Origin of the sequence: Siculibacillus lacustris, assembly GCF_004328075.1 — a bacterium.
In the GTDB taxonomy this organism is placed as follows: domain Bacteria; phylum Pseudomonadota; class Alphaproteobacteria; order Rhizobiales; family Ancalomicrobiaceae; genus Siculibacillus; species Siculibacillus lacustris.
Map to the genome: position 1 here is coordinate 1 of NZ_SJFN01000014.1, position 22401 is coordinate 22401.

At 69.7% G+C, this 22401-nt stretch carries 24 protein-coding genes; 18 read left to right on the forward strand and 6 right to left on the reverse strand.

The window, feature by feature from the left end; all coding sequences use genetic code 11:
* Positions 1–214, forward strand: a 214-nt coding sequence (locus tag EYW49_RS10695) for an ABC transporter permease subunit (RefSeq protein ID WP_407695471.1), incomplete at its 5' end; no start/stop codon positions are given.
* Between the two features lie 118 nt (positions 215–332).
* Here the strand turns inward: EYW49_RS10695 and EYW49_RS10700 are convergent.
* From EYW49_RS10700 to EYW49_RS10710, 3 genes are all read right to left on the reverse strand, one after another.
* Positions 333–1289: a 2-dehydro-3-deoxygalactonokinase gene (locus EYW49_RS10700; protein WP_165498208.1), complete on the reverse strand. Its 957-nt coding sequence runs from the start codon at positions 1287–1289 to the stop codon at positions 333–335.
* A gap of 526 nt (positions 1290–1815) precedes the next feature.
* The gene (locus tag EYW49_RS10705; RefSeq protein WP_131309434.1) at positions 1816–2043 is read right to left on the reverse strand and encodes a YbdD/YjiX family protein; all 228 of its coding nucleotides are present in this window, start codon (positions 2041–2043) and stop codon (positions 1816–1818) included.
* The gene (locus EYW49_RS10710) at positions 2009–4099 is read right to left on the reverse strand and encodes a carbon starvation CstA family protein (protein WP_131309436.1); all 2091 of its coding nucleotides are present in this window, start codon (positions 4097–4099) and stop codon (positions 2009–2011) included. Before EYW49_RS10710 ends, EYW49_RS10705 begins: the two co-directional genes overlap by 35 nt.
* Before the next feature lie 715 nt (positions 4100–4814).
* On the opposite strand from EYW49_RS10710, the gene EYW49_RS10715 reads away from it, so the two are divergent.
* The 7 genes from EYW49_RS10715 (at position 4815) to EYW49_RS10745 (ending at position 12323) form a co-directional block, all read left to right on the forward strand.
* Positions 4815–5075, forward strand: a complete 261-nt coding sequence (locus EYW49_RS10715) for a helix-turn-helix domain-containing protein (protein WP_131309438.1) — start codon at positions 4815–4817, stop codon at positions 5073–5075.
* A 64-nt stretch (positions 5076–5139) separates the two neighbouring features.
* Complete coding sequence (gene hyfB, locus EYW49_RS10720) at positions 5140–7161, forward strand: hydrogenase 4 subunit B (protein ID WP_131309440.1); 2022 nt, start codon at positions 5140–5142, stop codon at positions 7159–7161.
* Positions 7152–8105, forward strand: coding sequence for a respiratory chain complex I subunit 1 family protein (locus EYW49_RS10725; protein ID WP_131309442.1), 954 nt, complete (start codon positions 7152–7154; stop codon positions 8103–8105). Before hyfB ends, EYW49_RS10725 begins: the two co-directional genes overlap by 10 nt.
* Entirely contained in the window at positions 8105–8767 is a 663-nt protein-coding gene (locus EYW49_RS10730) for a hydrogenase-4 component E (RefSeq protein WP_131309444.1), read from the forward strand. The genes EYW49_RS10725 and EYW49_RS10730 overlap by 1 nt, the downstream gene beginning before the upstream one ends.
* A complete protein-coding gene (locus EYW49_RS10735; protein WP_407695472.1) occupies positions 8764–10233 on the forward strand; it encodes a hydrogenase 4 subunit F in 1470 nt (489 codons plus the stop codon). Before EYW49_RS10730 ends, EYW49_RS10735 begins: the two co-directional genes overlap by 4 nt.
* Before the next feature lie 11 nt (positions 10234–10244).
* Positions 10245–11795, forward strand: coding sequence for a hydrogenase large subunit (locus EYW49_RS10740; RefSeq protein WP_131309446.1), 1551 nt, complete (start codon positions 10245–10247; stop codon positions 11793–11795).
* Positions 11796–11807: 12 nt separating this feature from the next.
* Positions 11808–12323, forward strand: a complete 516-nt coding sequence (locus tag EYW49_RS10745; protein ID WP_131309448.1) for an NADH-quinone oxidoreductase subunit B family protein — start codon at positions 11808–11810, stop codon at positions 12321–12323.
* A 13-nt stretch (positions 12324–12336) separates the two neighbouring features.
* Here EYW49_RS10745 and EYW49_RS10750 read toward each other — a convergent pair whose 3' ends face one another.
* The gene (locus EYW49_RS10750; protein WP_131309450.1) at positions 12337–12840 is read right to left on the reverse strand and encodes a hypothetical protein; all 504 of its coding nucleotides are present in this window, start codon (positions 12838–12840) and stop codon (positions 12337–12339) included.
* 198 nt (positions 12841–13038) lie between these two features.
* Here EYW49_RS10750 and EYW49_RS10755 point away from each other — a divergent pair, with 198 nt between their 5' ends.
* Both EYW49_RS10755 and EYW49_RS10760 read left to right on the forward strand, forming a co-directional pair.
* On the forward strand, positions 13039–13596 hold the full coding sequence (locus EYW49_RS10755) for a GNAT family N-acetyltransferase (protein WP_131309452.1): 558 nt from the start codon (positions 13039–13041) through the stop codon (positions 13594–13596).
* A 164-nt stretch (positions 13597–13760) separates the two neighbouring features.
* Positions 13761–14099, forward strand: a complete 339-nt coding sequence (locus tag EYW49_RS10760; protein ID WP_131309454.1) for a P-II family nitrogen regulator — start codon at positions 13761–13763, stop codon at positions 14097–14099.
* A gap of 22 nt (positions 14100–14121) precedes the next feature.
* On the opposite strand, the gene EYW49_RS10765 is transcribed toward EYW49_RS10760, so the two are convergent.
* Entirely contained in the window at positions 14122–14454 is a 333-nt protein-coding gene (locus EYW49_RS10765; protein ID WP_131309456.1) for a (2Fe-2S) ferredoxin domain-containing protein, read from the reverse strand.
* 153 nt (positions 14455–14607) lie between these two features.
* On the opposite strand from EYW49_RS10765, the gene EYW49_RS10770 reads away from it, so the two are divergent.
* From EYW49_RS10770 to EYW49_RS10795, 6 genes are all read left to right on the forward strand, one after another.
* Positions 14608–15120: a hypothetical protein gene (locus EYW49_RS10770; RefSeq protein ID WP_131309458.1), complete on the forward strand. Its 513-nt coding sequence runs from the start codon at positions 14608–14610 to the stop codon at positions 15118–15120.
* Positions 15121–15229: 109 nt separating this feature from the next.
* Complete coding sequence (gene phnC / locus EYW49_RS10775) at positions 15230–16057, forward strand: phosphonate ABC transporter ATP-binding protein (protein ID WP_131309460.1); 828 nt, start codon at positions 15230–15232, stop codon at positions 16055–16057.
* A gap of 74 nt (positions 16058–16131) precedes the next feature.
* Positions 16132–17043: a phosphonate ABC transporter substrate-binding protein gene (phnD, locus tag EYW49_RS10780; RefSeq protein ID WP_131309462.1), complete on the forward strand. Its 912-nt coding sequence runs from the start codon at positions 16132–16134 to the stop codon at positions 17041–17043.
* Between the two features lie 104 nt (positions 17044–17147).
* The gene (gene phnE / locus EYW49_RS10785) at positions 17148–18044 is read left to right on the forward strand and encodes a phosphonate ABC transporter, permease protein PhnE (RefSeq protein ID WP_131309465.1); all 897 of its coding nucleotides are present in this window, start codon (positions 17148–17150) and stop codon (positions 18042–18044) included.
* The gene (gene phnE / locus EYW49_RS10790) at positions 18041–18970 is read left to right on the forward strand and encodes a phosphonate ABC transporter, permease protein PhnE (protein WP_131309467.1); all 930 of its coding nucleotides are present in this window, start codon (positions 18041–18043) and stop codon (positions 18968–18970) included. Before phnE (EYW49_RS10785) ends, phnE (EYW49_RS10790) begins: the two co-directional genes overlap by 4 nt.
* 82 nt (positions 18971–19052) lie before the next feature.
* Positions 19053–20111 carry a glycosyltransferase gene (locus tag EYW49_RS10795; RefSeq protein ID WP_131309469.1) on the forward strand — a complete coding sequence of 353 codons (1059 nt, stop codon included), beginning with the start codon at positions 19053–19055 and terminating at the stop codon, positions 20109–20111.
* Positions 20112–20116: 5 nt separating this feature from the next.
* Here the strand turns inward: EYW49_RS10795 and phnF are convergent, their stop codons facing one another.
* Positions 20117–20833: a phosphonate metabolism transcriptional regulator PhnF gene (phnF, locus tag EYW49_RS10800; RefSeq protein ID WP_131309471.1), complete on the reverse strand. Its 717-nt coding sequence runs from the start codon at positions 20831–20833 to the stop codon at positions 20117–20119.
* A 476-nt stretch (positions 20834–21309) separates the two neighbouring features.
* Here phnF and phnG point away from each other — a divergent pair, with 476 nt between their 5' ends.
* Together phnG and phnH are read left to right on the forward strand one after the other, a co-directional pair.
* Positions 21310–21786, forward strand: a complete 477-nt coding sequence (phnG, locus tag EYW49_RS10805) for a phosphonate C-P lyase system protein PhnG (RefSeq protein ID WP_228259570.1) — start codon at positions 21310–21312, stop codon at positions 21784–21786.
* A complete protein-coding gene (gene phnH / locus EYW49_RS10810; protein WP_131309473.1) occupies positions 21786–22400 on the forward strand; it encodes a phosphonate C-P lyase system protein PhnH in 615 nt (204 codons plus the stop codon). The genes phnG and phnH overlap by 1 nt, the downstream gene beginning before the upstream one ends.
* Position 22401 lies beyond the last annotated feature (1 nt).

Genomic DNA, 22401 nt, shown 5'->3' on the forward strand with positions numbered 1-22401 from the left:
GCTCGACGTGATCGCCGCCTGCTTCATCGGCGGGGCCTCCGCCACCGGCGGCGTCGGCAAGGTCACCGGCGCGGTGATCGGCGCCTTCATCATGGGCGTGATGAACAACGGCATGTCGATCCTCGGCATCGGCATCGACTGGCAGCAGGTCATCAAAGGCTCCGTCCTCCTCGCAGCCGTCTTCTTCGACGTCTACAACAAGGTCAAACGCTGAAAACACCCAACCCCCGGGAAAGAAGCCCGGGGGGCGTGGGAAACGAACAGAGGCGGCACCTTACGGTGCCGCCTCTCGCATGTCGGGGGGAAGCGCGCGCCGGTGGCGCGCCGCGCTCTCAGGCGGAGATCCGCGCGCCGATCAGGTCGGGCCACAGCGACCGCGCCGCCCGCACCAGCCCGTCGAAGGCCAGCGTTTCGGCGTCGATCACGTCGAAATCGACCTGGGCGGCGTCGAAGCCCGCCTCGTAGAGCGCCGACAGCGGTCCCGAGCACACCAGGGTCACCAACCCGTTGGCCGAGGCCATGCGATGGCCGATCTCGGCGCCGATCAGGATGCCGGAGAGTTCGTCGGCGATCTCCTCGCCCGGCAGATCGAACAGCAGCCCGGTCGCCCGCATCGAGAAGGCCGCCGCCGCCACCCCCGCCGGCCGCGCCAGACCGCGCAGCAGGCCGCGCCGGAAGGCCGGCGACTTGGGATCGGCCGACGGCCGCGCGCCGCCCACCGTGTGGCGCAGCAGCGAATGCTCGGTCAGCACCGCGAAGAGTTCGCCGGTCATCACCGTGATGAAGTCGACCACCGAGCCGCGGTCGAGGGTCACCCACTTGGAATGGGTGCCGGGCAGCACCACGGTGCCCGACAGGCCGGGCCGCGCCAGGGTGATGCCGAGCAGCTCGGTCTCCTCGCCGCGCATCACGTCGGCCCGTGCCCGGTCGCGACGCGCCAGACCCGGCAGGATCCGCACGTCGAGCCCCGGCGCCTCGACCCGCACCGCGCCCGCCGCGAGCCGGTCGAGCGGCGCCGGCACGTCGATGTAGCCGGCCTCTTTCCAGCCGTTGCGCGCCCCGACCATCGAACAGGCGATCACCGGCAGCGCCGGCCCGGCGCCGTCGAGCCGCACCCCCATCGCCACCAGACGGTCGCGCAGGATCGCTTCGAACCCGTCCTTCGGCACGACGTTGAAGCCGTCCTTGGAGCGGTACTCGGCGAGCACCGTGCCGTCGGCGGCGACGGCCCAGATCCGCAGCCACGACAGGCCCCAATCGACGGCGACGAGAGACGGCTGGATCTGCATCGGTTCCTCCGTGGTCCGCCGTTCGCGGCGCGGGGCGCATGGCCCGCGGCCCTTCGGCATTCTCATTGTGCGCCAGAGGCCTACGGCGGATCGCCGGAGGCTCCGGCACTCCGCGTCGGCCGGCGGATGCCCATTTCTTGCGGTTCGCCGACGCACTTGGCAAGCAAAAAGCGGGGACTTCCGCCACCGCCGCCGAAATCGCCGCCCGGTTCGCGCATCGGAGGCCGCCGACCGGCCGTCGGCGCGATCGCGACCGTCCCGGCCACCGCGGTCGCGGCGAAAAAAGGAGGAGAGAAACCGGGTTTCTCTCCTCCAGCATGGCTCAGTCGAAATCGCGAGATGAAAAGCAACGTTCCGGCCCCAACCTGTCGCCCGGATCGGCTCTCCGGGGCGGACGGTCAGGAACCGTCGCACCGCCGGAAGGCACGCCCAAGATGCAGGCGAAGCCGCCGCTGCGGCATCTCCCATTCGGGGTATGCGGGGGGCTCGCGCCCCACCGCATCCGCGACCGTGGCCGAAAAGTCACTCAACAGCACCGGAAGGTGCCCTCCGGACCGCCGCCGTAGCGCCGGTCCTGGCTGCGCCGGAAGAACTCCGTCCGCGTCATCACCACCTTGTCGGGGTGATTGGCGGCGGCATGGGCGACATAGGTGTCGTAGTCGCCCACCCCGACCATCAGGCGTGCGGTCTGCCGCATGAAGCGGCCGACCTCGCCCGCATCAGGAAGCGTGAGGCCGCATACCCGACAGGCCATCGCCGACCTCCTTCGTCGAAACTCCGGGATTGCCGATCGCCTTCAGCGCCGCCTGCAGGCCGAACGCCAGCATGCCGACGACGATGACCATGAACAGGGCGGTCAGACCGGCGTCGACCCACTGGTTGACGATGACCTGATTCATCTGCTCGACGGTCTTGGCCGGGGCCAGGATCTTGCCTTCCGCGGCCGCCGCGCCGAAGCGGCGGGCCTGGGCGATGAAGCCGATCGCCGGACGGGCGTCGAACAGCTTCTGCCAGCCGGCGGTGATGGTGCAGACCGACAGCCAGGCCAGCGGCACGATGGTCACCCAGGCGAAGGACTGCCGCTTCATCTTGAACAGCATCACCGTCACGAAGGACAGGGCGATCGCCGCCAGCATCTGGTTGGCGATGCCGAACAGCGGCCACAAGGTGTTGATGCCGCCGAGCGGATCGACCACGCCCTGGTACAGGAAGTAGCCCCAGCCGCCGACCGCGATCGCGGTGGCACAGAGATTGGCCGGCCAGGAATGGGTCTGCTTGAACGCCGGGAAGGCGGTGCCGACCAGATCCTGGATCATGAACCGCGCGACGCGGGTGCCCGCATCGACGGTGGTCAGGATGAACAGGGCTTCGAACAGGATCGCGAAGTGGTACCAGAACGGCATCAGGGTGACGCCGCCGATGACGCTCGACAGGATCTGCGCCATGCCCACCGCGAGGGTCGGCGCGCCGCCGGCCCGGCTCAGGATGGTCGCTTCACCGACGTTCTTGGCCATGTCGGTGAGCGCATCCGGCGTCACGACGAAGCCCCAGCCGGAGATCACCTGCGCCGCATTGGCGGCGGTGGTGCCGATCACGCCGGCGCCGGTGTTCATCGCGAAATAGACGCCCGGGTCGAGCACCGTCGCCGCGACCATCGCCATCACGCCGACGAAGCTCTCCATGAGCATCGCGCCGTAGCCGATGAAGCGCAGCTGGTTCTCGTTCTCGATCATCTTCGGGGTGGTGCCCGACGAGATCAGCGAGTGGAACCCGGAGATCGCGCCGCAGGCGATGGTGATGAACAGGAAGGGGAACAGATCGCCGGAGAACACCGGGCCGGTGCCGTCGACGAACTTGGTGATCGCCGGCATGTGCAGGTCCGGACGGACCCAGACGATGCCGAGCGCCAGACCGACGATCGTGCCGATCTTGAGGAAGGTCGACAGATAGTCGCGCGGCGCGAGCAGGAGCCACACCGGCAGCACCGAGGCGACGAAACCGTAGGCGATCAGGATCAGCGCCAGGGTCTCGCCCTTGTAGGTGAACAGCGGCGCGAGCGTCGGATCGGTGCCGACGGTCTGACCGAAGACGATCGAAGCGAGCAGCAGCACGATGCCGATCAGCGACATCTCGGCGATGCGGCCGGGCCGGAAGAAGCGGCTGTAGATGCCCATCAGGAAGGCGATCGGGATGGTCGCGAACACCGTGAAGGTGCCCCACGGGCTGCCCTTCAGCGCGTTGACGACGATCAGCGCCAGCACGGCGAGCAGGATGACCATGATCATCAGGATGCCGAAGGAGGCGATGACGCCCGGAATCGGTCCGAATTCGGTCTTGATCATGTCGCCGAGCGAACGGCCGTCGCGCCGGGTCGAGGCGAACAGGACCACGAAGTCCTGCACCGCACCGGCGAACACGACACCGGCGAGCAGCCACATCGTGCCGGGCAGATAGCCCATCTGCGCCGCGAGCACCGGCCCGACCAGGGGTCCGGCACCGGCGATCGCCGCGAAATGATGGCCGAACAGCACGTATTTGTCGGTCGGCACGTAGTCGAGGCCGTCGTTGTGACGGATCGCCGGGGTCTTGCGGGCCGGATCGACCCCGAGCACCTTCTCGGCGATGAACAGGGCGTAGAAGCGGAAGGCGATCAGATAGACCGCGACCGCCGCCGTCACCAACCACAGAGCGTTGATCGGTTCGCCACGCTTCAGAGCCACCACGGCGAGCGCCAGGGCTCCGAGCCCGGCGATGACGATCCAGATGAGCCACTCGAACGGTGAGCGGCGTCCGACTGCTTGTGCGGCCATTCCAGCCTCCCTTGGCGTGACGTTTTTTTTCGAGGCGACCAGAGTCTTCCCCCATGCCACGTACTTCGAGTGGAATATTCCCTTCCGGAAGCGAAGCCAAGTACGGTGGAGCACTACATCGCCAGCTCCCCTCCCGAACACGTGGTACACTTGGGCTGGATTGCTGGAATTCAAGTAATTCCCGACAATAGTTCACCGGTACGGGCGCCTCGCCGGTGTCGTCGCAGCAGCACGCCACACCATCGAAACACAATTTTAAACACCCTATGTCGTCGCGCGCATGGCAGCGATGTTCGTCGACGACAATGCGCGCACGAGCGCGCCATCGGCAGAAACCATCCCGGCTTTTCAGCTTCACACAACGGTGATCGTTCCGCGTTGCCGAGGCGCGGCCAGTCGCCGCACCGACCGCGCGAACCCGCCGGCCCTGCGCACTTTCCGGGACGACCGCCGCCGCGCCGAGACGATGCGCCGCAGCGCCTCTCCCCGGCGGCCCCCGACGACCGCACCACCGGGCCGGCGACGCTACCAACGTCCAATACAATCGATTGTATCACGGCGGATTCGCCTGAACTACTGTTCGCCGATCGGGGCGGCGGAGGAATGCGCCGCGTCGGGACGCCGGAGCCCCCGTCACGGCGGCCCCGTCATCGGGGTGGCCAGCGCGACATCGGGCCGCTATCATGTCCGAGCCGTGAACAGTGATGTCTGACGCATGATAACCGCCGCCCAACTGCGCGCCGCCCGCGCCCTCCTCGGCATCGATCAACGGCAGCTCGCCGAGCTGTCGGGCCTGTCGTTGCCGACCATCCAGCGGATGGAGGCCTCGTCCGGCCTGATCCGCGGCAACGTCGATTCGCTGACCAAGCTGGTGGCGGGTCTGACCACGGCGGGAATCGAGCTGTTGGGCGAAGGCGCCGCCAGTGCGGCGACCGGTCGCGGTGTGCGGCTGATGAAGGATCGGGGGGAACCATGAACCGATCGATCGACCCGCCGCGGCACTCCGCCGTGCCTGCCCCCACTGCGCGACGCGAGGCCCGATGATGCCGATCGCCTGGGTCCTCGTCGCGGTCGCCGCGCTGTTCGCCATCGCCGCCCTGGCGCCGATGACGCTCTCCCGCCGCCGCGCCGAGGCCGGCACCCTGATCTACGGCGCCTGTGCGGCGGCCTGCACCCTGATCCTGGTGATCGCCCTCGCCGCGCTGCTCGGGGCGGTCGACGCCGGCGGCACGCTGGTGTTGCCGCTCGGTCTGCCCTGGCTCGGGGCTCGTTTCCGCATCGATGCGCTGGCCGCGGTGTTCCTGGTGCTGGTCGATCTCGGCGGGGTCGCCGCCAGCCTCTATGCGATCGGCTACGGCCGCCACGAATCGGCGCCCGGCCGCGTCCTGCCGTTCTACCCGGCCTTCCTCGCCGGCATGAATCTGGTGGTGGTCGCCGCCGACGCCTTCTCCTTCCTGGTCGCCTGGGAATTCATGTCGCTGACCTCCTGGGCGATGGTGATGGCCCATCACCACGACGCCGAGAACCGCCGCGCCGGCTACGTCTATCTGGTGATGGCGAGCTTCGGCACGCTGTCGCTGCTGCTCGCCTTCGGCCTGCTCGCCGGCGCCCAGGGCGACTACGCCTTCGCCGCGATGCGCGGCGCCGCCCACGCCGATTGGGTCGCCGGCACGGTGCTCGGGCTGATGCTGCTCGGCGCCGGCTCCAAGGCCGGTCTGGTGCCGCTCCACGTCTGGCTGCCGCTCGCCCATCCTGCTGCGCCGTCCCACGTCTCGGCGCTGATGTCGGGGGTGATGACCAAAGTGGCGATCTACGGCTTCGTGCGCGTGGTCTTCGACCTCGCCGGTCCGCCGGCCTGGTGGTGGAGCGTCGTGGTGCTGACGCTCGGCTCGATCACCGCGGTGCTCGGCGTCCTCCATGCGGTGATGCAACGCGACCTCAAGCGGCTCCTCGCCTATTCGACCGTCGAGAACGTCGGCATCGTGTTCATCGGCCTCGGCCTGGCGCTGGCCTTCAAGGCCAACGCCATGGCCGGACCGGCGGCGCTGGCGCTGACCGCCGCGCTGTTCCACGCCTTCAACCATTCGCTGTTCAAGTCGATCCTGTTCTTCGGCGCCGGCGCGGTGCTGACCGCCACCGGAAAGCGCGACATCGAAGCGCTCGGCGGCCTGATCCGCCGCATGCCGCACGTCGCCTATGCCTTCCTCGGCGGCTGCCTCGCCATCGCCGCCCTGCCGCCGCTCAACGGCTTCGTCTCGGAATGGATGATCCTCCAGGCGATCCTGTTGTCGCCGGCCCTGCCGCAATGGGGACTGAAGTTCCTGGTGCCGGCCGCCGGCGCGATGCTGGCCTTCGCCGCGGCGCTGGCCGGCGCCTGTTTCGTGCGCGCCTTCGGCATCACCTTCCTCGGCCGGCCGCGCTCGCCCGAGGCCGCCGGGGCGCAAGACGGCGATCGCTGGTCGACCGGGGTGATGAAGACCCTGCTCGGCCTGTGCCTCGTCGTCGGCATCTTGCCGAACTTCGTCATCGACGCGCTGCACCCGGTCTCCGATCTCCTGGTCGGCGGCGCCATGCCGGCCCAGTCGCTGCTGCCGCACCTGTCGATCGTGCCGATCTCCGAGAGCCGCAGCTCCTACAGCGGCCTCCTGGTGTTCCTGTTCATCCTGATCTCGACCCGTCTGGCGATCCGGGTGATCCACGACTTCGCCTCGCGCCGGGTCCGCCGTGCGCCGGCCTGGGACTGCGGCTGGCCCGATCCGAACCCGGCCACCCAGTACACCGCCGACAGTTTCGCCCAGCCGCTGCGCCGGGTCTTCGGGCCGATGGCCTTCCGTTCGCGCATCGAGGCGACCATGCCGCCGCCCGGCGATCCGAGCCCGGCGCGGCTGGTCCTGTCGCTGCGCGATCTGGTCTGGGACACCTTCTATGCGCCGATCGCCGGCATCGTCCTGGCCATCGCCGAGAAGCTCAACCACCTCCAGTTCCTGACCATCCGCAGCTATCTCAGTCTGGTCTTCGCGGCCCTCGTCGGCCTTCTCCTGATGGTGGCCGTATGGGCATGATCCTCGACCTCCTCGTCCAGGGCGCCCAGATGATCCTGGTGCTGGCCCTCGCCCCGCTCCTCCTCGGCTTCACCCGCACGGTGAAGTCGCGCCTGTTGCGCCGCCGCGGGCCGCCGGTGACCCAGGTCTATCGCGATCTCCTGCGTCTGGTGCGCAAGGAGGCGGTGCTCGCCGACGACGCCTCGTGGCTGTTCCGCAACGCGCCCTACGCGATCTTCTCGGCGACCTGGGTCGCCGCCGCCCTGGTGCCGACCTTCGCCACCGGCCTGCACTTCAGCTGGGCCGCCGATCTGATCGTCGTCACCGCGCTGCTCGGCTCGTCGCGCTTCTTCCTGGCGCTCGCCGGCATGGACGTCGGCACCGCCTTCGGCGGCATCGGCTCGAGCCGCGAGATGCTGTTCTCGACGCTGGCCGAACCGGCGATGATCATGATCGTCTTCGTGGTGGCGCTGGTCGCCGGCTCCACCCAGCTCTCCGAGATCGCCGTGTTCATGGTCGATCACGCCACCCTGCGGGTCTCGCTGGGGCTGGCGCTGATCGCCCTGATCATCGTCGCGCTCGCCGAGAACGCCCGCATTCCGGTCGACAATCCGGCGACCCACCTCGAGCTGACCATGGTCCACGAGGCGATGATCCTGGAATATTCCGGCCGCCACCTCGCGGTGATCGAGCTCGCCGCGGCCTTGAAACTCCTGCTCTACATGTCGCTGATCGGCTGCATCTTCGTGCCCTGGGGCATGGCGCGGCCGTCGTCCGGCTTCCTGCCGCTGGTGATCGGCGTCGCAACCTATGTCGTCAAACTCGCCGCCGGCGGTTTCCTCCTGGTGCTGTTCGAGACCTCGATCGCCAAGATGCGGGTGTTCCGCGCCCCCGAGTTCCTCGGTTCGGCGCTGATGCTCGGCTTCCTTGGCACGCTCCTGCTGTTCGTCTCGAGGAGCTTCTGATGGATCGCTTCGCCCTCGACGCCGCCCACATGCTCGCCGGCGGCATGGTTCTGGTCAGTTTCATGCTGCTCTACCAGAACCGCATGTTCGGGCTGCTCAACGTCTACGCGCTCCACGCCGTGGTGCTGTCGCTGTCGGTCGCCTGGCAGGCCCACGTCCAGGACGCGCCGCATCTGTGGGTCACCGCGACCATCGCCGTGGTCTTGAAGGCGATCGTCATTCCGGTGGCGCTGCGCCGCATGGTGATCCGCCTCGGCGTCCATCGCACCATCGAGACGGTCGGCGGCATCGGCCCGACCATGCTGATGGGCATCGGCCTCGTCGCCCTGTCGATGGTGGTGATGCTCCACGCCGCCGCCGACGCCGACCCGATCGCCCGCGAGGATCTGGCGCTGGCCCTGTCGGTGATCCTGCTCGGCCTCCTGATGATGGTCACCCGCCACAACGCGGTCAGCCAGATCGTCGGCTTCATGAGCCTGGAGAACGGCCTGATCCTCGCCGCCACCGGCGCCCGCGGCATGCCGCTGGTGGTCGAGATCTCGATCGCCTTCTCGGTGCTGGTCGCCTTCATCGTGATCGGCGTGTTCCTGTTCCGCATCCGCGAGCGCTTCGACTCGGTCGACACCCAGGCGATCGACGACTACCGGGGGGGCCGCGAATGATGGACCTGATCGCCGCACTGCCCGTGGTGCCGCTGCAGACCCTCCTGGTGATCCCGGCGATCGCCGCCGTGGTGCTCGCCCTGGTCCCGGCCTATCGGATCGGCGCCCGCCTCAACGTCATCGCCTCGGGCCTGACCTTCCTGGCGGCCCTGACCCTGCTGGTCCATCGCCCGCCCGGCGATTCCGGCGGCTACCTCTTCGTCGACGATCTCAACATCGTCTTCGTGGTGCTCGGTACCTTCGTCGGCTTCACCACCTCGAGCTTCTCGGCGAGCTACATCGGCCACGAGATCGAGATCGGCCGCCTGACGCCGCTGCACCTGCGCTTCTACCACGGCATGTATCAGGCCCTGAGCTTCGCCATGAACCTCGGCCTGCTCGCCGACAACATCGGCCTGATGTGGGTGGCGATCGAGCTGGCGACCCTGACCACCGTGCTGATGGTCGGCATCTACCGCACCCACGACGCCCTCGAGGCCGCCTGGAAATACTTCATCCTCGGCTCGGTCGGCATCGCGCTCGCCCTGTTCGGCACCATCCTGGTCTACATGGCCGCCCGTCCGGTGATCGGCGAGGGCCACGACGCCATGGTCTGGACCGCGCTGGTGGCGCATGCCCATGCCTTCAGCCCGGAACTGCTCAACGTCGCCTTCGTCTTCCTGATGCTCGGCTACGGCACCAAGGTCGGCCTCGCCCCGCTCCACGCCTGGCTGCCCGACGCCCATGCCGAGGGCCCGACGCCGATCTCGGCGGTGCTGTCCGGCCTGCTGCTCAACGTCGCGCTCTACGCGCTGTTGCGCTTCAAGATGCTGCTCGCCGCCAATCCGCTGGCCGTCGCCCCGGGACCGCTGATGGTCACCCTCGGTCTGATCTCGCTGATCTTCGCGGCCTTCATGTTGTACCTGCGGCGCGACATCAAACGGCTGTTCGCCTATTCCTCGATCGAGCACATGGGGATCATCGCCTTCGCCTTCGGCATGGGCGGGCCGCTCGCCAACTTCGCCGGCCTGCTCCACATGACCATGCATTCGCTGACCAAATCGGCGATCTTCTTCGCCGTCGGCCAGATCACCCAGGTCAAGGGCACCCAGCGCATCGCCGACATCCGCGGCCTCACCGAGAGCCACCCGGTGCTCGGCTGGGGTCTGGTCGTCGGCGTCGCGGCGATCGCCGGTCTGCCGCCGCTCGGCATCTTCACCAGCGAGTTCCTGCTGGTCACCTCGACCTTCGCCCGCCAGCCGCTGCTGGCGCTGCCCCTGGTGTTCGGCATGGTGATCGCCTTCGGGGCGCTGCTGATGCGGCTCTCCGGCATCGCCTTCGGCAAGCCGAGCCCGAGCATCACCCAGACCCATCGCATCTCGGTACTGCCGCTGCTGGTTCATCTCGCGCTGGTCTTCGCCGCCGGCCTGTGGTTGCCCGGCCCCCTGGTAGCGTGGTTCCAGAACGTCGCGCGGATGCTCGGCTGAGGGAGGATCGGATGAGCCTGCGTTCGGATCTGATCGGCGAAGCGGTGGCGATCGAGCCCCAGCATCCCTGGCCGCGCATTCGCGTCGACGCCGAGACCTGGCGCCGGGCGATCCTCGGCATCGCCTCGGGTCAGGCCGACCTCGCCGGCCTGTGGAGCGACGGCGCCGCCGTCCATCTGGCACTCGCCGAACACGGCACGGGCGCCCTGCTGGTGATCAGCCTCGCCTGTCCCGACGGGACCTTCCCGTCGGTCGGCGTCACCCATCCGCCGGCCCAGCGTCCGGAACGGGCGATCCGCGACCTCTGGGGCCTCGAGCCCGAGGCCGCCCCCGACCCGCGCCGCTGGCTCGACCACGGCCGCTGGGGCCTGCGCCATCCGCTCGGCGATCGCGCCCCCCACGACACCACGCCCGACGCCTATCCGTTCCTGCGCGCCGAAGGCCCGCCGATGCACCAGATCCCGGTCGGGCCGGTCCATGCCGGGATCATCGAACCCGGCCATTTCCGCTTCACCGCCAACGGCGAGACCGTGGTCCGCCTGGAGGAGCGCCTCGGCTATGTCCACAAGGGCATCGAGGGCCTGATGATCGGCGCCTCCCTCGACCGCGCCGCACGTCTCGCCGCCCGCGTCTCCGGCGACTCGACCGTCGCCTTCTCGCTGGCCTTTGCGCGTGCCGCCGAGGCCGCGCTCGGCGTCGCCGTGCCGCGCCGTGCGGTGTGGCTGCGTGCCCTGATGGCCGAGTTGGAGCGACTGGCCAATCACCTCGGCGACTTCGGCGCGATCTGCAACGACGCCGCCTTCTCGCTGATGCTCGCCCAGTGCGGCATCTTACGCGAACGGGTGCTGCGCGCCGCCCGCACTACCTTCGGCCACCGTCTGATGATGGACCGCATCGTGCCCGGCGGCGCCGCCGTCGATCTCGCCGACCCGGCGCCGCTGCGCGCGCTGATCGCCGACCTGCGCGACGCCTTCCCCGAACTGATCGAGCTCTACGACGCCACCGCCTCGCTGCAGAACCGCACCGTGTCGACCGGCGTCCTCGATCGCGACCTCGCCCGCCACTGGGCGGTCGGCGGACCGATCGGCCGCGCCTCCGGCCGCAGCTTCGACGCCCGCCGCAGCCCCGGCTACGCGCCCTACGACGAACTCGACTTCACCGTGCCGGTGCGCACCGAAGGCGACGTCGACGCCCGCATCTGGATCCGCATCGAGGAGATCGGCGTCTCGCTCGGCCTGATCGAACAGATCCTCGACCGCCTGCCGCCCGGACCGGTGCTGCGCCCCTTCGACCCGACCGTGGTCGGCCGCACCAGCGGCGAGGACGAGGGCGATTCTGCCGCGCGCTCCCGCGAAGGCATCGCCCTGGTCGAAGGCTTCCGCGGCGACGTCCTGGTGTGGGTGCGGGTCGACGACGACGGGCACATCGCCCGCTGCCATCTGCGCGACCCCTCGGTGTTCCAGTGGCCGCTGCTCGAGGCGGTGATCGAAGGCAACATCGTCGCCGACTTCCCGCTGTGCAACAAGTCGTTCAACTGTTCCTATTCCGGCCACGACCTCTGAGATCGGCTCCCCATGCGCAAGCTCCTGTTCGAGAGCCTCCTCCGCCGCCCGCTGACCGAAGCGCCCCCGCGCCTCGACGACGCGGTGCTGGCGACCCTCGCCGGCCGCCTCGATGCGGTGGCGCGCTTCCGCCTCGGCCGCAGCCTGTCGATCCGGCAGGTCGACGCCGGCTCGTGCAACGGCTGCGAGCTCGAGATCCACGCGCTCGGCAATTCCTTCTACGACCTCGAGCGCTTCGGCCTGCGCTTCGTCGCCTCGCCGCGCCACGCCGACGTGCTGCTGGTCACCGGCCCGGTCACCCGCAACATGCGCGAGGCCCTGGAGCGCACCTATGTCGCCACGCCCGAGCCGAAATGGGTGGTGGCGGTCGGCGAATGCGGCTTCGACGGCGGCGAGTTCGCCGGCAGCTACGCGGTGCTCGGCGGCGTCTCGACGGTGATCCCGGTCGATCTCCACGTCCGCGGCTGCCCGCCCGCCCCGGTCGCCCTGCTCGAAGGCCTGGTGGCGCTGATCGAGACCAGCGCCTGAACCGGGCCGCCCTTCAGTGTTCCTCGATCAGCTTGCAGGAGATCGGGATCGGCCCGGCGACCGCGAGCGTCAGTGCGTCGTCGAACAGATCGCAGGACAACAGGTTGTTGGGATCGCTGCGCCGCGCGGTGAACACGTTGATGTTGACCATCGCCTTGCGGTCGACCACCCAGTCGACCTTGCGCGGATCGAAATTGGCGCCGCGGATCGCCGCCCGCCCGCCGGTGGCCGGCAACAGCGCCTTCTCGTCGCCGAGCGCGATCTGGCCCATCTCGTCGGCCTTCTTGCGCGCCGCCCGCGTCGCCTCGCCGTAATAGAGCGCCGAGACCACGATGCCCTCGCGCAATTGCGTCAGCCGGGCCAGCGCCCGCGGCGACAGCGACACGTCGACCGTGAACGCCGCCGACACCGGCGTCGCATCCTTGGCCGCCGCGGGTAGTCCGCCACAGAGCACCGACGTCACCGCGATCGCCGCCGCGATCGCGACCCCTGCACCCGCCCGTCTCGTCGTCGTCATCGTCGCCTCCCGAAGCACACCGGCGCCGAGGCGCCGCCTCGCCTCTTCCTAGCACACGGGAGCGTTGCGCGTCGCCGGCCGCCCGGTCGCAGCCGCCGAGGTGTCCCGCTCGCGCACATCACGCCGGCGCGCGCCCGGCTTGATCGGCGCGGCGCATCGCGCAACATGGGCCGCCCCGCCCGTCGCTGAGGAGTCCCCATGACCACCGCCGCTTCGCTGCCCCGCCTCCGTCTGGTCACCCTCGCCGACGCCCCGGCGATCGCCGCGATCTACGGCCGCGCGGTGCTGACCGGCTGCGCCTCCTTCGAGATCGACCCGCCCGACGCCGCCGAGATGGCCGCCCGCATCGCCAAGATCGTCGACGCCGGGCACCCCTGGTTGGTCGCCGAGCTCGACGGCGCGGTGGTCGGCTATGCCTATGCCGGCCCCTATCGGCCCCGCCCGGCCTATCGCCACACCGTCGAGGATTCGATCTACGTCGCCGAAGAGGCCCAGGGTCGCGGCCTCGGCCGCTGGCTGCTCGCGGCGTTGATCTCGGCCGAGGAGGCGCGCGGCGCCCGCCAGATGATCGCGGTGATCGGCGACAGCGCCAACACCGGCTCGATCGGCCTCCACGCCGCCCTCGGCTTCCGCCATGCCGGCGTCTTCACCTCGGTCGGCTACAAGCACGGCCGCTGGCTCGACAGCGTGCTGATGCAACGCGCCCTCGGACCGGGCGACGAGACCGCCCCCGACGCCCCGCCGACCGCGCGCTGAGCCGCCGTCGCCCCCTCCCCTGCGAAGGTCGAGGGGAAACACCGCCATCAACCGCCTCTCCGACGCCTGCGCCCGCTTGCCGAGCGGGGGCGAGCCGTGCAAGCTCGACGCCCGCGACGGCCCCACGACCGTCGCCACCCAGTCGCCGCTCGTCGGGGGATTCCATGAAGCTCGTCATCGCCGTCATCAAGCCGTTCAAACTCGACGAAGTCCGCGATGCGCTCACCCGCCTCGAGATCCACGGCATGACCATCACCGAGGTCAAGGGCTACGGCCGCCAGAAGGGCCACGCCGAGATCTACCGCGGCGCCGAATATGTGGTCAGCTTCATCCCCAAGGTGCGCGTCGAAGTCGCGGTCGCCGACGAACTGGTCGAAGCGACCGTCGAGGCGATCCGCTCGGCCGCCCATTCCGGCCAGATCGGCGACGGCAAGATCTTCGTGACCCCGGTCGAACAGGCGATGCGCATCCGCACCGGCGAATCCGGCGAATCCGCCCTCTGAGCGGATCCGTCGATCCCTCGGCTCACGGTTGCGGCACGATCGCCAGCCGTTCGACGATCTCGCCGCGGCCGAGATGGCTCGCGACGATCTCGTCGACGTCGGCCTCGGTGCGGACCGCGTACCACACCCCGGCGGGGTAGATCACCATCAGGGGCCCCGCCCGACAGAAGCCGAGGCAGCCGGTCGCGGTCATCGCGACGCGCGGATCGCGTAAGCCCTCGATCGCCTGGCCGAGCCGCTTCCACAACGGTTCGGACCCCTGTTGGCCGCAAGAACCGCGCGGATGACCGGCCGGTCGGCTCTGAAAACAGGCGAAGACGTGGTGTCGATAGACCTGCGGAATGTCCGTCTGCATCGCGGCGACGCTCCTGTCGGTTCGGGCCGGGACGGCCTCTGAAATTTTTCCTATTCAAAGCGCGTGCCGCACCGCACTATCGGTGGGCTTCTTGCTGCACCGCGCCCGCGCGGCGGCAGAATTCCGCGGATTGTGCGAGGGGGCGGGGCGACCATGGAAACGCAGGGACGGGACGGCGCCGAGCGGGCGCGCGACCACGACGCGATCGACTTCGGTGATCTTCCCGACGCCGTGAACGATATCCTACAGGCCGGTGTCGCCCTCTACCGACTGGATCGGGCGGCCGCCGACGTCGCCTTCCGCCGCGCCCTGGCGATCGATCCGACCTGTCTGGCGGCCTATTTCTGTCTCTACAAGATCCACGCCTATTCCGGCGATCTCGACGCCGCCCGCGCCGCGGCCGAAGCCGGCATCGTCGAAGCCGCCCGACAGGCCGGCCGCGATCCCGACTGGACCACCTGGTCGGCCGACGATCTCGTGCTCGACGGCCCGGTGCGCTTTGCGCTCTACACCGCCAAGGCGCTGGCCTTCGTCGCCCTGCGCCGCGGCGACGGCGAAGCGGCGCGCCGCATTCTCGACCGTCTCGCCGCCCTCGATCCCGACGACGGGGTCGGGGCGCGGGTGGTCGACGACCTCGCCCGGGCGACCGACGTCACAAAACCGTAGCCTCCCCCGCCTATTCGAAGAGCATCGAAGATCTTGCGAGGGCGGAGGCCGCTGCGGCCTCCGTCGGGACTCCGGATGCGGTTCGCCGTGTCCGGAAACGGAGAGACTCATGCTCGCGATCGAGGCCCTGACCCGACGATTCGGCGATTTCACCGCGGTCGATCGCGTCGATCTGACGATTCCCACCGGCCAGATGGTCGCGGTGATCGGGCGTTCCGGGGCCGGCAAGTCGACGCTCCTGCGCATGATCGATCGCCTGATCGAGCCGAGCGAGGGCCGCATCCGCTTCGAAGACCGAGACATCACCGCCCTGAAGGGTGCGTCCCTGCGCCATTGGCGGCGCGACTGCGCCATGGTCTTCCAGCAGTTCGCGCTGGTCGATCGCCTCGACGTGCTGACCAACGTGCTGATGGGCCGCCTCGACCACACCCCGGTGTGGCGCTCGCTGCTCAAGCTGTGGACCGGCGACGACAAGGCCATCGCGCTGTCGGCGTTGGAACTGTTCGACATCGGCAGCCTCGCCGCCAACCGCGCCGGGGCGCTCTCCGGCGGCCAGCAGCAGCGCGTGGCGATCGCCCGCGCCCTGGTCCAGGAACCGCGGATGATCCTCGCCGACGAGCCGATCGCCTCGCTCGACCCGCGCAACACCCAGCTGGTGATGGACGCCCTGCTCAGGGTCAACCGCGACTTCGGCATCACCGTGCTGACCAATCTCCATTCGATCGAGCTGGCCAAGCGTTATTGCGACCGCCTGATCGGCATGAAGGCCGGGCGGATCGTCTTCGACGGCACCCCGGCCGAACTCACCGACGCCGCGGTGACCGAACTCTACGGGCTCGAGGCCGCCGACGTCATCGAGATCCCGAGCGCGGCCGACCCGACCCCCGACGAGATCCGCGCCGCCTGGGACGCCGCCCGCGCCCGGGAGCCGGTGTGACCCCCATCGTTTCGATGTCCCTTCCCGCGCGACCGCTCCCTCGCGGCGCGCGCCCCTCGAGAGGAGCTCTGCCCATGATCGTCCGTCGTTCCGTCCTCGGCCTCGTCGCCGGCGCCGTCGCGCTCTCCGCCTCCGGCGCCATGGCGCAGGATTGGAAGGCCAAGTATCCCGAGATCGTCTTCGGCAAGATCCCCGACGAGAACGCCTCGGGCACCACCGACCGCTACGGCCCCTTCATGGACTTCCTGTCCAAGGAGATCGGCACCAAGGTGACCCTGCGCATCGCCCAGGACTACGCCGCGGTGATCGAGGGCCAGCGCGCCGGTCAGATCCAGATCGGCTACTACGGCCCGGCGTCCTATGCCCGCGCGACCATGGTCGGCGCCAAGATCGAGCCGGTGGCCATCGAAGTCAACGAAGACGGCACCAAGGGCTACTACTCGGTCTTCTACGTGAAGAAGGACAGTCCCTATCAGAAGATCGAAGACCTGAAGGGCAAGAACCTCGGTCTCGTCGACCCGAACTCGACCTCGGGCAACAACGTGCCGCGCTTCTCGCTGAACAAGATGGGCATCGACCCGGAGACCTTCTTCTCCAAGGTGGTCTACACCGGATCCCATGAGAACGCCGTGATCGCCCTCGGTCAGGGCACCGTCGACGTCGCCGCCAACTGGTGGAACGACGAGAACGAGTCGATGCTCAAGCGCATGGAGCGCAAGGGCATGGCCAAGTACGACGACTACCGGATCATCTTCAAGTCCGAGCAGATCGTGAACTCGCCGATCGCCGTGATGTCCGACCTGCCCGCCGACCTGAAGAAGAAGATCGCCGACGCGATCCTCGCCTTCCCGATCAAGGAGCCGGAAGCCTTCAAGAAGATGACCGACGGCAAGCAGCGTCCGTGGCAGCCGGTCACCCACGACGCCTACAAGCCGGTCGTCGAACTGAACAAGTTCGTCGACGAGCTGCGCAAGAAGAAGTCCTGAGCCTCGGCTTCCGAAGGCTCCGCCGGCGCCGCGCGCGTCGGCGGAGCTTCCGTCGTCCCGACCGCCGCCTTCCGACGACCGACCCGCGAGGAGCGCCCGCGCCCATGCCGACCGCCCTGCCGCGCCTCTCCGACGACCGCCTGCGCCCGCTCGCCGCCGCCTATGCGACCTCGCTCGCCGCGGCGCGGACCCGCATCTGGATCGGTGCCGGGGGGATCGTCGCCCTGGTGCTGGTGTCGGGCTGGTTCGCCGAGGTCGACCTCGTCCGCATGTTCGGCCGCATCGGCACCTTCACCGACTACATCGGCCGCATCTTCGTCTTCGACAACGGCGACAACGTCGGCCGTTTCGTGCTGGTGGCGCCGGGCGAATGGATGTGGGGCCTCGCCCACTGGTCGAAGCTGATCCTCGAGACCCTGCTGATCGCCTATTCCGGCACCATCCTCGGCGCGATCGGCGGCTTCGTCCTGTCCTTCATGTCCGCCCGCAACCTCGGCCGCGCGCCGCTGATGCGCGGCGGCGTCAAGCGCCTGCTGGAGATCTGCCGCACCGTGCCGGAACTGGTGTTCGCGCTGGTCTTCGTCATCGCCTTCGGCCTCGGCGCCCTGCCCGGCGTGCTGGCCATCGCCATCCACACCACCGGCGCGCTCGGCAAGCTGTTCGCCGAAGTGGTCGAGAACATCGACATGAAGCCGGTCGAGGGCACCACCGCCGCCGGCGGCTCGTGGTGGCAGACCGTGCGCTTCGCGGTGGTGCCGCAGGTGCTGTCGAACTTCGCCAGCTACACGTTGCTGCGCTTCGAGATCAACGTGCGCGGTGCCTCGGTGATGGGCTTCGTCGGCGCCGGCGGCATCGGCCAGGACCTGATCGAGGCGATCCGCAAGTTCTATTATGCCGACGTCTCGGCGATCCTGGTGCTGATCATCCTCACCGTGATGGTCATCGATCTCGGAACCGAACGCCTGCGCCATCGCTTCATCGCCCGGGAGGCCCACGCATGAGCGTCGTCGTGCAGACCGCCGGCCATCCCGACGGGCCGATCTCCAACACCCGCCGGGTGCGCAGCGCGCTCGGCCCCGCGGCACGGGCCGCCCGCCCCGACCTCGAGCGACAGTACCCCGAGATCTTCGCCGGCTCGCGCCGCGACCGCCTGACCACCATCGGCGTGGTGGTCGGATTGGTCGGCCTGTTCGCCTTCGCGCTGTGGCGGCTCGACTTTTCCTTCGCGCGGATCGGCTCGGGCCTCGTCCAGCTCGCCCATTTCACCACGCTGATGCTGCCGCCCTCGTCGGGCACCGTCGCGCGCTTCTGGCTGTTTCTGAACTCCCTCGGCGAGACCTTGGCGATCGCCTTCCTCGGCACCCTCGCCGCGGCGACCTTCGCCTTTCCCTTCGGGTTCCTCGCCGCCAAGAACGTCGTGCCGCAGCCGCTGGTGCATTTCTTCACCCGCCGCGGCCTCGACACCATCCGCGGCGTCGACACCCTGATCTGGGCGCTGATCTGGATCAACGTGGTCGGGCTCGGCCCCTTCGCCGGCATCCTGGCGATCATGTGCTCCGACTTCGGCGCCTTCGGCAAACTGTTCTCGGAAGCCATCGAATCGGTCGACGGCAAGCCGATCGAGGGGGTCGTCTCGACCGGCGGCTCCCGCCTCGCCCAGATCCGCTTCGCCATCCTGCCGCAGATCCTGCCGGTGATCGCCGGTCAGGTGCTCTACTATTTCGAGAGCAACACCCGCTCGGCGACGATCATCGGCATCGTCGGCGCCGGCGGCATCGGACTGTGGTTGACCGAAGCGATCCGCACCCTCGAATGGCAGCAGGTCTCGCTCCTCGTCCTGATGATCCTGGTCGCCGTCGCGGCGATCGACCAGATCTCGGCGCGCATCCGCTTCGCGATCATCGGCGACCGCCGCCTCGACCTGTGAGCCGAGCGCGCGTCAACCCGATCTTCAGACCGCCCGGTTAGAACGGAGCGCATCGGCACGGGCGCGCCGACGGGGCGGGATCATGATCGTCTTCTTCCACCAGAACGAGGTCGACGGCGCGCAGGGCGGCATCGAGCGCTATGTCGCGACGCTCCTCGCGGCATCGGGCGACGACGGCCTGCTGGTCACCGAGGCGAGCGATCGCCCGGCCGATGCGCGCCGGATGGCGCTCTCCCTGCCGCGCCTGCCGGGGCCGAAGTGGATCCCTTACGCGCTCGCGGTCTTCGCCCGGCTCGGAGCGATCCGCCGGCGCCTCGCCGCCACAACCGCCGCCGTCCTGGAGTTCAGCCGGCCCGAATATGTGGTCTTCGCCTGGGCCCTGCCCGGCAAACGCGTCTTCACCATCCACGGCACCGGCCCGGGGGCGAGCGAAGGCGCCAAGCGCCGCATCCACGACCTCGCCTGCTGGTTCCTGCCCTGGGTCGCCGACCGCGTCCAGGTGGTCGGCCGCGACGATTCCGGCCTGTCGCCGAGCGTCCGCCGCCGCCTCGGGTCCCGCCTCGCCCATGTCGACGCCTGGTACGACGACCATTTCCGCGCGAAACCGGTGCCCGCCGGCGGGCCGACCGTGGTGTTCTACGCCGGCCGCATCGTCGAGCAGAAGAACCCCGAGTTGCTGTTCGAAATCATCCGCCGCGGCAAGGCGCGTTTCGGAGAGGCAATCGAATTCCGCTATTTCGGCAAGGACGGCGACCGGCTGGTCGAAGCCGGGGTCGCGCCGCTCGTCACCTTCGGCGGCCTGCTCGACGCCCCCGGCCTCGCCGCGGCGATCGCCGGCTGCCACATGGGGCTGATGTGCTCGCATTTCGGCGAGGGCTCGCCCTTCATCGTGGTCGAGACGCTGGCCTGCGGCCGGCCCTATGTGCTGTCGAGCCTGCCGACCCTGACCGGTGCCTATGGCGGCAATCCCGGCGTGCGCTTCGTCGCGAGCTTCGACGCCGACGCCTTCCTCGATGCCATCGCCGCCCTGCGCGCCGATCTCGACGCCGGCCTCGACGCCGCGACCATCGCCGATGCGGTCGCGCCGCGCGCCAAGTCGCTCGCCACCGCCGCGCTGCTCGCCGACTACCGCGCGCTCTGATCCCCTCAGCCGACCGTCACCCGCACCCGATCGCCGGCGAAGCGGGCGCGCGCCCATTGGATCGGCCGCCCGTCGAGATCGGTGTTGACGCCTTCGATCTCGATCACCGGCCGGCCGAGGGCGATCTCCAGCCGTTCGGCGTCGATCGCATCGGCGTTGCGCGCCCCGATCCGGGTGAAGGCGCGGACATAGTCGGCGACCCCGGCCGCCCGAAACGCCGCCGTGAACGACGAGGTCGTCGCGAAACTCTCCGCCACGTCGGCAAATCGCGCCGCCGGGAAGGCGGACAGCGCCCAGGAGATCGGCACCCCGTCGGCCGCCCGCACCGTCTCCAGCCGGATCACTTCGGCGCCCGCCGCCAGCTCCAGAGCGGCGCCCACCGCCGGATTGGCGACCTCGCGCGTCGCCGAGATCAGCCGCCCCGACGGTTCGCGCGCCTGGGCCATGACGATGTCGGAGAATCGGGTGCGCTCGGCGATCGGATAGGCGAGCGGCGGCGCTTCGACGAAGGTCCCCGAACCCTGCACCGAGCGTACCAACCCACGCTCGACCAGATCCTTGATCGCCTGGCGCACCGTGTGGCGATTGACCCCGAAGCGCAGCGCCATCTCGGCCTCGGTCGGCAGGCGCCCGCCGGCGCGCCATTCGCCGTCGGCGATTCCCGTCTCCAGGATCTCCGCCACCTGTCGCCACACCGCGATGCCCGTCCCGCGCGCCAGCATGCGATTTCCCCACGTTGCGCCGCCGCCCGAAGCCCGGCGTCTTCCCTTGCCCCTCGCCGGTCACCCGACCCGAGGCACGGCGCCCTTCCCTTCTCCCCTCGTGGGAGAAGGTGCCCCCGAAGGGGGCGGATGAGGGGGCGCGGCGTTGCGTCTTCGACACCCTGCCGGCGGAGAGGCCCAACCCCTCATCCGGCCTTCGGCCACCTTCTCCCACGAGGGGAGAAGGGATGCCCCGATCCGGCGCCGCGTCGTCCTCGCCCCCCGGCCCGCCCCGTTCGCCTCGTCATCGCATGTTCGTGATCCCGGGCGAAGCCTCTTCGCGTGGACCGCGTCACAAAAGTGTAGTCATCTAGATCTATAGACAAATCACACCCGCCGACGGCGTTTCCAACCCGCCGATCGCCGCCGCTTCCGGCATCACCGCCGCCGCCCGATCGGGCGCTCCCGACCGCTTCCCTCTCGCCCCGAGGTCGCCGATGCCGACGCGCGCCGTACCGCCCCGCCCCGCCGCCGATCCCGCGACCGATGCGCGCCGCGCCGTGATGGCGCTCGCCGCCGCGGCCCGTGTCGACGAGCTCGCCCCGGTCGAGGCCCTCGCCGGCCCCGGCGTCACCGATCTGCGCGTCCCAGAGATCGGCCTGGTCATGGTCCGCGGCCGCGCCGGCGGCTCGGGCCGACCGTTCAACCTCGGCGAAGCCACCGTCACCCGCGCCGCGGTGCGGCTCGCCGCGGGTGAAACCGGCTTTGCTCATGTCCTCGGCCGCGACCGCCTCAAGGCCCGCCGCGCCGCCCTGCTCGATGCCCTGTGGGCGCGCGAAGCCCTGCGCCCGACCCTCGAGGCCGAGATCCTGGCGCCGCTCGCCGCCCGCCTCGACGCTGCGCGACGCGCCGAGGCCGAGAAGGCCGCGGCCACCCGCGTCGACTTCTTCACCCTCGTGCGCGGAGACGACTGATGCCCGCCCCTCTCGCCGCGACCCTGCGCCCCGGCTTCGCCGATCCGGTGTTCGACGCCCAAGCCGCCTTCCGCGCCGCCATGAGCGCCCTCGCCGAGCCCGGCACGATCCGCTCGCTCGCCGGCCTCGACCACGCCCCCGCGCCGCTCGGGTCCATCGCCGCGGCGCTGATCCTGGCGCTCGCCGACTACGAGACGCCGCTGTGGCGCGACGCGCTCCTCGCGACGCCGGAGATCGACGCCTGGCTGCGTTTCCACACCGGCGCGCCCTTCTCGGACGCGCCCGACGCCGCCGCCTTCGCCCTGGTCTCCGGCGCCGAGGCCCTCGGCGATCTCGACCGCTTCTCCCACGGCAGCGACCTCGCGCCCGAGGCTTCGACCACGGTGATCCTGACCGTCGCCGGCTTCGGTGCGGACACGGGCGGCGTCGCCTTCCGCCTCGCCGGCCCCGGCATCGACGGCACCCGCGACGTCACGATCGCCGGCGCCCCCGTCGATCTCGCCGAACGCCGCGCCGCCGATCTCGCACTCTATCCGCGCGGCCTCGATCTGCTGCTCGCCGGACCGAACGCCGTCCTCGGACTGCCCCGCACCACCCGCATCGAGAGGATCTGAT